The organism is Calidithermus terrae, from assembly GCF_003574345.1.
GTDB classification, from domain to species: Bacteria; Deinococcota; Deinococci; order Deinococcales; family Thermaceae; genus Calidithermus; species Calidithermus chliarophilus.
In genome coordinates, this window is sequence record NZ_QXDL01000163.1 from 1 (window position 1) to 9485 (window position 9485).

General features: G+C 70.1%; 11 protein-coding genes. 5 read left to right on the plus strand and 6 right to left on the minus strand.

Going from position 1 to position 9485, the window contains the following annotated elements:
* Window positions 1-148: 148 nt before the first annotated feature.
* A complete protein-coding gene (locus tag Mterra_RS15715) occupies window positions 149-871 on the plus strand; it encodes an SDR family NAD(P)-dependent oxidoreductase (RefSeq protein ID WP_027891991.1) in 723 nt (240 codons plus the stop codon).
* A gap of 85 nt (window positions 872-956) precedes the next feature.
* Window positions 957-1484 (plus strand): transcriptional regulator NrdR, encoded by a 528-nt coding sequence (gene nrdR / locus Mterra_RS15720; protein WP_027891992.1) that lies wholly within the window; start codon window positions 957-959, stop codon window positions 1482-1484.
* A gap of 202 nt (window positions 1485-1686) precedes the next feature.
* On the opposite strand, the gene Mterra_RS15725 is transcribed toward nrdR, so the two are convergent.
* Window positions 1687-2643 (minus strand): hypothetical protein, encoded by a 957-nt coding sequence (locus Mterra_RS15725; RefSeq protein WP_147372846.1) that lies wholly within the window; start codon window positions 2641-2643, stop codon window positions 1687-1689.
* Window positions 2644-2838: 195 nt separating this feature from the next.
* Here Mterra_RS15725 and Mterra_RS15730 point away from each other — a divergent pair, with 195 nt between their 5' ends.
* Window positions 2839-3426, plus strand: coding sequence for a helix-turn-helix transcriptional regulator (locus Mterra_RS15730; protein ID WP_218022949.1), 588 nt, complete (start codon window positions 2839-2841; stop codon window positions 3424-3426).
* A gap of 302 nt (window positions 3427-3728) precedes the next feature.
* A complete protein-coding gene (locus Mterra_RS15735; RefSeq protein ID WP_119316034.1) occupies window positions 3729-4610 on the plus strand; it encodes a S1C family serine protease in 882 nt (293 codons plus the stop codon).
* A gap of 195 nt (window positions 4611-4805) precedes the next feature.
* Here Mterra_RS15735 and Mterra_RS15740 read toward each other — a convergent pair whose 3' ends face one another.
* The 5 genes from Mterra_RS15740 to Mterra_RS15760 form a co-directional block, all read right to left on the minus strand.
* Entirely contained in the window at window positions 4806-5282 is a 477-nt protein-coding gene (locus tag Mterra_RS15740) for a PaaI family thioesterase (RefSeq protein WP_027891996.1), read from the minus strand.
* 38 nt (window positions 5283-5320) lie between these two features.
* The gene (locus Mterra_RS15745) at window positions 5321-5506 is read right to left on the minus strand and encodes a hypothetical protein (protein ID WP_119316035.1); all 186 of its coding nucleotides are present in this window, start codon (window positions 5504-5506) and stop codon (window positions 5321-5323) included.
* A 61-nt stretch (window positions 5507-5567) separates the two neighbouring features.
* Window positions 5568-6026 (minus strand): EXLDI protein, encoded by a 459-nt coding sequence (locus Mterra_RS15750; protein WP_119316036.1) that lies wholly within the window; start codon window positions 6024-6026, stop codon window positions 5568-5570.
* A 60-nt stretch (window positions 6027-6086) separates the two neighbouring features.
* Complete coding sequence (locus tag Mterra_RS15755) at window positions 6087-7505, minus strand: NAD(P)/FAD-dependent oxidoreductase (RefSeq protein WP_119316037.1); 1419 nt, start codon at window positions 7503-7505, stop codon at window positions 6087-6089.
* Window positions 7506-7654: 149 nt separating this feature from the next.
* A complete protein-coding gene (locus Mterra_RS15760) occupies window positions 7655-9013 on the minus strand; it encodes an aspartate aminotransferase family protein (RefSeq protein ID WP_119316038.1) in 1359 nt (452 codons plus the stop codon).
* 100 nt (window positions 9014-9113) lie between these two features.
* On the opposite strand from Mterra_RS15760, the gene Mterra_RS15765 reads away from it, so the two are divergent.
* Window positions 9114-9485 (plus strand): phosphoribosylanthranilate isomerase (locus tag Mterra_RS15765; protein ID WP_147372847.1); only part of this gene is annotated, 372 nt, incomplete at its 3' end.

Below are 9485 nucleotides of genomic sequence, written 5' to 3' on the forward strand. Positions count from 1 at the left end.
GGGGATAACCCCTCCCCGCCGGCGGGGAGGGAAGGGGAGGGGTGCCTTTCGCCACGAGCCGCGGGCCACAAGCCTTTAGCTGACGGCTGCCTACCCCGCGACCCCCACACCATTACCTTGTAGCCCCTTACACGGTAAACTCGTTGGGATGAGCGCGACGCCACCTCGAGACCTCCTGGGCTTGTCGGGACGCATCGTGATGGTCACGGGGGCGGGGCGGGGCTACGGCCGCTCCATCGCCCATGCGTACGGGCGCAACGGGGCGACCGTGGTCACCGTAGACCCCGACGTGGAGCTGGCGACCGGGGTCGCCTCGGAGGTCGAGGCGCTGGGGGCTACGGCCATCCCCATCCGCGGCGACATGTCGGTGGTGCTCGACGTGATGACCACCTTCGAGAAGATCGAGGAGCTGTTCGGGATGCTCGACGGCATCGTGCACGTGACGAGCGCCGAGAGCAAGACGGCCTTCGTGGAGCTGCTCGAGGGCGAGTGGTACGACCTCCTCAACGCCGACGTGAAGTCGAGCCTCTACGTGCTGCAGCAGGGCCTGCGCTACCTCTCGGGCGGGGGCTTCGTGACCATCGTGCTGCCGCCTTTGCACCGCGAGCAGCCGCACGTGGCCGCCATCCGGGGGGCGGTGACCGGGCTCATCGAGGGGGCCACGCGCATCTTCCCCTCCAACGTGCGGGTCAACGGGGTGGTGCCCAGCCGCGACCCCTCGAGCGAGGAGTACGACCAGGCCCTCGTGCGCGGCACCATCGGGCTGGGCTCGATGGTCTCGGAGGGCATCCGCGGGCAGTTGATGGAGGTGCTGCTCCCCGACCCGCCCCAGCCGCCCGAGCTCTACGACCTGCTGCGCGAATTGCCTTAGTCACCCAGGTTGCTGTGAAGGCCGCCCTACACCGTATGCTGGACGCAGAGATGGCCGGAACACGGTTTTGGCCTAGGGGTTGCCCGTGAATTGCCCTTACTGCGCCCATCCCGACACCCGCGTGCTCGACTCGCGGCCTTCCGACGAGGGCTCGGTCATCCGGCGGCGGCGCGAGTGCCCGGGCTGCAAGCGGCGCTTCACCACCTACGAGCGCGCCAACGCCGAACCCCTCATGGTCATCAAGCGCTCGGGGCGGCGCGAGCCCTTCGACCCCAACAAGCTGCTGCGCGGCCTCACCCTCGCCACCCAGAAGCGCAAGCTCGAGCCCGAGGTGCTCTACAAGTTCGCCTTCGGCTTCGAGGACACGGTGAAGGAGATGGAGATCACCTCCGAGGAGATCGGGCTGCGCGCCCTAGCCTTCCTGCGCGAGCTCGACCCCGTGGCCTACATCCGCTTCGCCTCGGTCTACCGCGAGTTCGCCTCCCCCGAGCAGTTCATCGAGGAGATCCGCCGCCTCGAGGGCGGCCAGGAGCTCCTCCAGCGCCGCATCGAGGTGGACGAGCCCGAGGAAGAGATGGACCTCGAGACGGCGGCGAAGCTGGGGACGGTCTGACGCCGGTAGTGGATCGCCGATAGCCGGGCGTCGAACGCCCAACGTCTAACGCCGGTCGTACGTCCTACGTCGTACGTCGTACGCAAGACGCAAGACGCACTCCCATCCTCACCCAGCCCCTTTCCCGCAGGAGAGGTTCACTTGAAGCAGCCCCTCGCGAGCGAGGGGCTGCTAGCTATCAGTTATCAGCTATCGACAATTTCTAGTTGATCACCTTCCCGTCGAGGGTCAGCGTGTAGCTGCCGCAGCCGGTGAACTCCAGGCGCAGGTTGGCGCTCTGGCCCTTGGAGTCGCTGTAGGTGTAGACCACGGCGCCCTCGTCGAAGGGGATCCACACGCCCTCGCCGGTGACGGCGGCGCAGCTCAGGGTGTAGTGGAGGGTGGGGTCGGTGTACCAGTTCCAGTTGTAGACGTCGGAGTTCTTCTGCACCGTCAGGGTGCCGGGCTTGTCCTTGTCCACGGCGAAGTCGCCGGCCAGGACGGGCTTGCTGGGGTCGTCGGGGGCGTAGGTCTCGGTGGTGTCGAAGGTGGCGCCCAGGGTGTTGGTCTGGCCCGCCTTGGTCTGTTTGGAGGTGAGGACGTAGTTCTTGTCGAGCTTGTAGAGGGCGGGGTCCTTGGAGTCGAGGGCGAAGCTGCCGTCGAAGCTGCGCTCGACGGAGTAGTCGCCCTTGGTGGCCTTGTCGGAGAAGCCCTGGAAGCTCAGGCGGAAGCCGCTGTCCTTGAAGTTGTCGTCGTTGTCCTCCACCCGCAGCGTGCCCTTGAAGGCGTAGCTGTAGCCGTTGTGGTCGAGGGCGCAGTCCACCTTGAGCGTGGCGCCGGCGGGCACGAGGTCGGCGTCCTTGTCGGTGAAGGGCAGCGGCTCGACCTTGACCTCACAGCCGGCCTCGAGCGCCTGCCGCATGGGGATGCCCAGCCCCTCGAGCCCGCCCAGCACCCGGGCGTTGAGGCCGGCCTTGGCCGCGCTCTGCGGCACGATGCCGCTGGGGCCGCGCACCAGGCTGCTGCCCAGCGAGAGGTCGCGCAGGGCGACGGTGGCGGCAGCCTTGGCGGCTTCGGGAGTCATGGGCTTGCCGTTGTGCGGGGGCTGTTGCCCGCCGCAGGCCGCCAGCAATCCCGTCAGGGCCGTAGTCACCACGATGGAACGAAATGGGCTGCTCATAATTTTCCTCCCGCTCCCATGAAAGCAGGATTCTTTTTGAGTACCCACGGGCTTTGCCTCAAGCCGGGCTTTAGCTCAGGCTCAGGGTCGCTGCCGCTTTCGCCGGCAGGAGGCCTGTCGGGGAGCCAGCGTGAGCGTTCTCACCCTGGAGCGGTGCGGGATTAGGCTAGCGTTAGCGTCAGCTTGGAGACCCGTGTGCTCATCCTCAGCGAGGACCCCTGGGCCCGGGCCGGCCTGGCGGCGGCCCTACGCGGGGAGGCCGGGCTCGAGGTGGTGGGCCAGCTCGGCGGCCCCGACGGTTGGCAGGCCTACGCGCCCGACGCGGTGCTGTGGGAGGCGGGGGAGAGCCGCCCCGACCTGGAAGCCCTCGAGCCCCCCGTGCTGGCCCTGGTCGGGCACGAGGCGCAGGCCGCCGCCTGGCTGGCGGCCGGGGCGCGGGGCGTGCTGTGGCGCGACAGCGAGCCGGAGGCGCTCTCGGCGGCCCTGCGGGCGCTGGCCCAGGGCCTGGTGGTGCTGGCCCCGGACCTGGCCGAGCCCCTGCGCCCCGGACCCCGAGACCCCGAGGGCGAGGCCGAACCCCCGCTCGAGCCCCTGACCGAGCGCGAGCTCGAGGTGCTGCGCCTGCTGGCGGCGGGCCTTTCCAACAAGGCCATCGCGCGGCGGCTGGAGTTCAGCGAGCACACCGCCAAGTTCCACGTGGCCTCGATCCTGGGCAAGCTCGGCGTGCAGAGCCGCACGGAAGCCGTGGTGCGGGCGGCGCGGTTGGGGCTGGTGATGTTGTAGATAGTCGATAGCTGATAGCCGAACGCCGAACGCCGGTCGTACGTCGTACGTCCTACGTCGTACGCAAGACGCAAAACGCAAAACGCCAGACGCAAGACGCAAAACGCCAGACGCAAGACGCAAAACGCCAGACGCAAGACGCAAAACGCAAGACGCCCTGGCCCTCGGCCCTCGACAAACCACGAGCCTTTCGCTGACGGCTGAGGGCTGATAGCTGATGGCTCGTTCCTGGCCGAATGGCTAGGCTGGCGCTGCTCGAGCGGCGGATGCGGTGCTATGGGCTGGGGCCTAGGCTCTGGGGTATGAGCAATCCGATTCTCGAACTCTCCAACGCCCTGGCTTCGTCGGTCGAAGGCGCGGGGAAGTCGGTGGTGCGGGTGGACGCGGGGCGCTGGACGGGCTCGACCGGTGTGGTGTGGTCGTCGGACGGGCTGGTGGTCACCGCCGCGCACGCCCTGCGGCGCTCCGACGTGGAGGTGACGCTGCCGGGCGGGCAGACGCTCGAGGCCGCCGTGGTGGGGCGCGACCCCGGCACCGACCTGGCCCTGCTCAAGCTCGAGGCCACGGGCCTCGCCGTGCCCGAGTGGGCCGAGCCCGAGGGGCTCAGGGTGGGGCAGGTGGTGCTGGCGCTGGGTTGGCCGGGCAAGCACCTGCGGGCCAGCCTGGGCATCCTGGGCAACGTGGCCGGGGAGTGGCGCACGCCGGCGGGGGGGAGGCTCGAGCGCTACGTCCAGCCCGACGTCTCGCTCTACCCCGGCTTCTCCGGCGGCCCGCTGCTCGACGCCGAAGGCCGCTTCGTCGGGCTCAACACCCAGGCCCTGCGCCGCGGCCTGGCCCTCACCCTCACCCTGCCCACCCTGCGCCGGATAACCGAGCGCCTGCAGAAGCACGGCACCGCACGCCGGGGCTACCTGGGCGTGGGCGCCCAGCCGGTGCGCCTGCCGGAGGGCGCCGGGCAGAGCGTGGGGCTGCTCCTGGTCTCGGTGGAGCCCGGCGGCCCCGCCGAGCGGGCCGGGCTGCTGGTGGGCGACGTGCTGCTGGCGCTGGACGGCAAAGCGCTGGGGCGGCTCGAGGAACTCCTGGGCATCCTAGCCGACCTCCCCGCAGGCACCCAGGCCCGGCTCAAGCTGTGGCGCGGCGGGCAGCCCCTCGAGCTCGAGGTGACGCTGGGCGAGCGCCAGTGAGTTCAGGAGGGACGCCGGGGGTTAGGGAGGGCTAGTGGCTCGTGGTTTGTCGAAGGCCGAGGGCCAGGGCGTCTTGCGTCTCGCGTTCGGCGTTCGACGTTAGGCGTATTGCGTACGGCGTAGGACGTACGACGTACGACCCGCCTCAGACGTACGACCCGCCCCCGCGCCCGGCTATCGGCTATCGACCATCGACTACCGCCCCGGCCCCGTGCGCCACTCCTCCGGCACCCGCACCGCCAGCACGTCGGCCCGGGCGCACTCGAGCCCCTCCGAGTACAGCGTGCAGCTCACCCGCACCTTGCGCCCGGCGATCTCCTCGACCCTGGCCCGCAGGTGTACGGGCCGGTCGATGGGGGTGGGGCGCAGGTAGGTCACCTCGAGCTTGGCGGTGGCGCACCAGATGACGGGCCCCTCGCCGATCTCGCGCCCCTCGGCCCGGTAGAGCGCGGCCATCGCGGTGCAGACGGTATGGCAGTCGAGGAGGGTGGCGATGATGCCGCCGTTGAGGATGTGGGTGGGCCCGGCCATGTGCTCGGGGCGCGGGTGGAAGGTGCACACGGCCTCCTCGCCCTCCCAGTAGCTCTTGATCTGCAGGCCCTTGGGGTTGTCCTTGCCGCAGCCCCAGCAGTGGTTGCCGCCCATGGCGTCTTGGAAAGCGGTGGTCTCCATACGCGATCCCGCCAAGCCTACCCCATCCGGGCGCTGCTTCAACCCCGGGCGACCTCCGGGGAGAGGGGCACCTGGCTGTCGAGCCGCCTCGCCAGCCCGACCAGCCGTTCGGCCAGGCGGCGGCGCAGGGACTTGCGCGGCAGCAGGCGCACGACCTCGGCCTCGGCCTGCAAAGCCTTCACCCGTGCCTTGGCAACCTGCTCGAACTCCCAGATCCGGAACACGACACCACCCCCTCGAGCCCCTCCGGGCCCGTCCCGCGAAAGCCTGAAGTCGCTTTCTCGGCTAGATGTCCAGCTCTTCGACCGGGTTGCCCGAGAGCATCTGGCGGGCGGCGAGGTAGAGCTCCTCGGGGACTTGTCCTACTAAGTCCTCGATGCTCTCGTAGACCTCGAGGCGGCAGTCCTGGATCAGGTGCCCGAGCTCGCCGTGGTACGTCTGGCAGGTGTACACCGCCACCCGCCCCTTGGCGGTCTCGTAGACCTCGTACTCCTTCAGCGGCGCCCTGCGCTCCGACAGCCGCCCTTTCACCAGCAGCCGCCCCTTGAAGCGCTTCTGGACGTGGGCGATCTTGCCCACCTTCACCTCGACGTCGCGGAAGCCGCGCTCGTCGGGCTCGTGTTCCTGAACGAAGCGCCGCAGCGCGTTGGCGATCGTGGACGAGAGGTTGCCTCCGGCGAGTTCCTGGGCCCGCTCGAAGACGGGAAGGTCGGCTTCGGAAACGTAAATGGTCTTGTTGGGCATCACGGTCTCCTCCTGTGGGCTTAGCCACAGGGTAATATATGTATACGTATATTGCAAGCCCTAAAGCTGGGCCCCGTCCCCGAAGCGCTCGAGCGCCTGCAGGTACTCGGGGTCCTGGTAGCGCTCGAGGCGGAAGGCCGGGGCGTACTCGGGCAGCGGGTCGCCCAGGATGTGCGCCGCCAGCAGCTCGCCCGCCGCGCAGGCCGCCATCACGCCGAAGCCGGAGAGCGCCCCCACCAGGTAAGCCCCTTCCACCCCCAGCGGCCCGATCAGCGGGCGGTTCTCGCGGGTCTTGACGTAGTAGCCCCCGTCGATCCAGGGCTTGGGGGCCTTCTCGAAGTAGCGCCCCAGGCCGGGGATCATCCGGGCCATGCCGCGCAGGGCGACGTCGGCGTAGTGGGGGTCGGCGGGCAGGGGGAAGCGGGGCTCGAGCGGCTGTAGGTGGTAGTTGTAGAGCACGATCAGGGTGTTGCTCTCGCCGTGCCCGTCGGGGCGGCAGTGGACGCCGGGGGGGAAGGGCTCGAGCAGCCAGCGCGTCGAGGGCTCCTCGGCGAGCATCTCCCGTTCCTCCGGGCTCCAGGGCAGCCGCACCTCGTCGGCCCAGATGAGCATGGGGGCCTCGCGGGGCACCACCCCCAGGTGCTCGGGGAAGCTCATCTTCAGGTGGAGCTCGGCGAAGACCGGGATCTCGACCCCCAGCATCCGCCCTACGGCCTTCTGCATGGGCCCCGCCGCGTTGACGAAGCAGGGGGTCCGGACGATGAAGGCCGAGCCGTCCTCGCGCCGCGCCTCCACCGCGCTCACCCGCCCCGCCGTGGTCTGGACCCCCGTCACCCGGCCCCGCACCAGCCGCACCCCGTGGGCGCGGGCCTGCTCGAGCATCCACATCCCCAGTTGCTGCGCCGAGAACCACCCGGCCCGCCGCGCGTGCAGCACGGCCACGGTGTCCTCGGCCAGGTAGGGGAAGTGCCGCCGGATCAGGGCTTTGCCGGTGATGAGGTCGGCCCCGTCCGGCTGGCCCTCGAAGCCGTGAGCGGGTGCGGGGACGTAGCTTTCCCCATTCCCGTCGTGGAGTCGAAGCGGCCCCGCCCCCATCCGCGCGGCGTTCTCGGCGGCCTCGAGCAGCACCGGCACCTTGCCCGCCTCGGCGGTGGCGTAGAGGTAACCCCGCCGGCCCAGCCCGATGCGGTTGTCGCTCTCCCGGGCGATCTGCTCGAGCCGCTCGATGCTGCGGTTCATCAGGGAGATCATGGCCCCGTCGGGTCCATGAGTACCGGCATCGCCGGGCCGCTCCGGCGGCTTCACGGGCCACCAGTTGCGGTAGCACTCGGTGGACTTGTCGCTCGTGAGCGAGAGCGGGGCGTCCTGCTCGAGCAGCACCACGCCCTTCACCCCGCGCTTCACCGCCAGTTCGTAAGCCACGGCGATCCCGGCGATCCCGGCCCCGCAGACGACCACTTCGGCCTCGAGGTTGGACATAAGTGTATACAGTATACAAGTCGAGGGTCAATAGCCAAACGCAAGACGCAAGACGCGGGTCGTACGTCGTACGCAAGACGCAAGACGCCAAACGCAAGACGCCTCGACCCTCGACAAGCCACGGGTCACACGCCTCGCGCTGACCGCCCCTACAACAACTCCTTCACCGCCTGCGTGAAGACCTCCGTGTGCCGGTCCACGTGCTCCTCGAGCGTCGCCGGCGACATCAGGGCCATGTTGTGGAAGGGGGTGAGCAGGACGCCGCGGTTGAGCATGTAGAGGTGGATGAAGGGGTCGAGGTCGGGGTCCTGGCCGGCCAGGGCCTCGGAGCCGTTCTTGGCGGGGTTGGGGCGGAAGAGGTACTCGACGCGGCAGCCCACGCGGGTGACGTGCCAGGGGAGCTTGTACTTGGCGATGACGCCCTTCACGCCCCACTCCAGCCGCTCGGCCAGCGCGATCATGCGCTCGTAGGCCTCCTCGGTGAGGACGTGCTCGAGGGTGGCCCGCATCGCCGCCAGCGAGAGCGCGTTGGCGGCCAGGGTGCCGCCGATGCCGCCGGTGTCGGCGTAGGGGGGCTGGATGACGGCGTGGGCCCGGCGCCCGAGCTCCTCGGTGAAGCCGTAGGCGGCGGCGGGGATGCCGCTCGCCAGCGGCTTGCCCACGGTGAGCACGTCGGGCTCGAGGCCGTGCTTGCGGGTGTAGCCCCCGGGCCCGGCCGAGAGGGTGTGGGTCTCGTCGAGGATCAGCAGGGTGCCGTAGTCGCGGGTCAGCTCGCGCAGGGCCTGGTGGTAGCCCGGCTCGGGGTGGACGATGCCCACGTTGGTCATCACCGGCTCGGCCAGCACCGCGGCCACGTCGCCGGGGGCCAAGGCGGCCTCGAGGGCCTCCAGGTCGTTCCACTCGACGACCTTGGAGGTGAGGGTGGGGTCGATCTGCGGCCCGATGTTGCCGGGGCGGCTCTTGGCCTCGCCGCCCACCAGGCTCACGTAGGCCTCGTCCACGGTGCCGTGGTAGCAGCCGTTGAACACCAGCACCTTGGGGCGAGCGGTGACGGCGCGGGCCAGCCGCAGCGCGAAGCGGTTGGCGTCGGTGGCGCTGAGGGCGAACTGCCAGTACTTCAGGCCGAAGCGGCGCTGCAACTCCTCGGCCACCCAGAAGGCGTTCTCGCCGGGCAGCATGGTGGTGATGCCCTTGGCGAGCTGCTCGGTGACCTTGGGCAGCACGGCGGGCGGGGAGTGCCCGGTCATGGCGCCGGTGTCGCCCAGGCAGAGGTCTATGTACTCCAGCCCGTCCACGTCGCGGAAGGTGGCCCCCCTGGCCTCGGCCACGAAGAGCGGGAAGCCGCCGGGCCAGCGGGTCATCCAGTGCATGGGGACCCCGGCCAGCAGGGACTCCTGGCTGCGCCGGTGGAGCTGCCGGGACTGGGGGTGGCGCTCGGCGAAGAGGGCCTTCTCGCGCTCCATCAGGGCTCGGACTTTGCTGCGGTCGATGTGGGCGTGCTGGACCATGGGCTCTCCTCAACGCGGATGGCCCGATTTTACCTTGGGCAGGGCGGTTGCCGGCGTCCCGGGCGGGGGAGGGGGCGTCTTTAGCCGCTACACTGGGGGCGTGGTCAAGGCCAAGATCTGCGGGGTCACCCGCCTCGAGGACGCCCTCCTGGCCGAGCGCCTGGGGGCCTGGGCCGTGGGCTTCATCCTGGCGCCTTCGTCCAGGCGCTACCGCCCGCCCGAGCACTACGCCCCCATCAGCCGGGCGCTGGGCCCCTTCGTCGCCCGCGTGGGGGTGTTCCAGGGCGCGCCCCCTGAGGCGGTGCTCGAGGCCATGCGCACCGCCCGCCTGCAGGTCGTGCAGCTCCACGGCGACGAGCCCCCCGAGTGGGCCGAGGCCCTGCGCCGCCACTTCCCGGTCATCAAGGCCTTCAAGCTCTCCGTGTGCCGGTCCACGTGCTCCTCGAGCGTCGCCGGCGACATCAGGGCCATG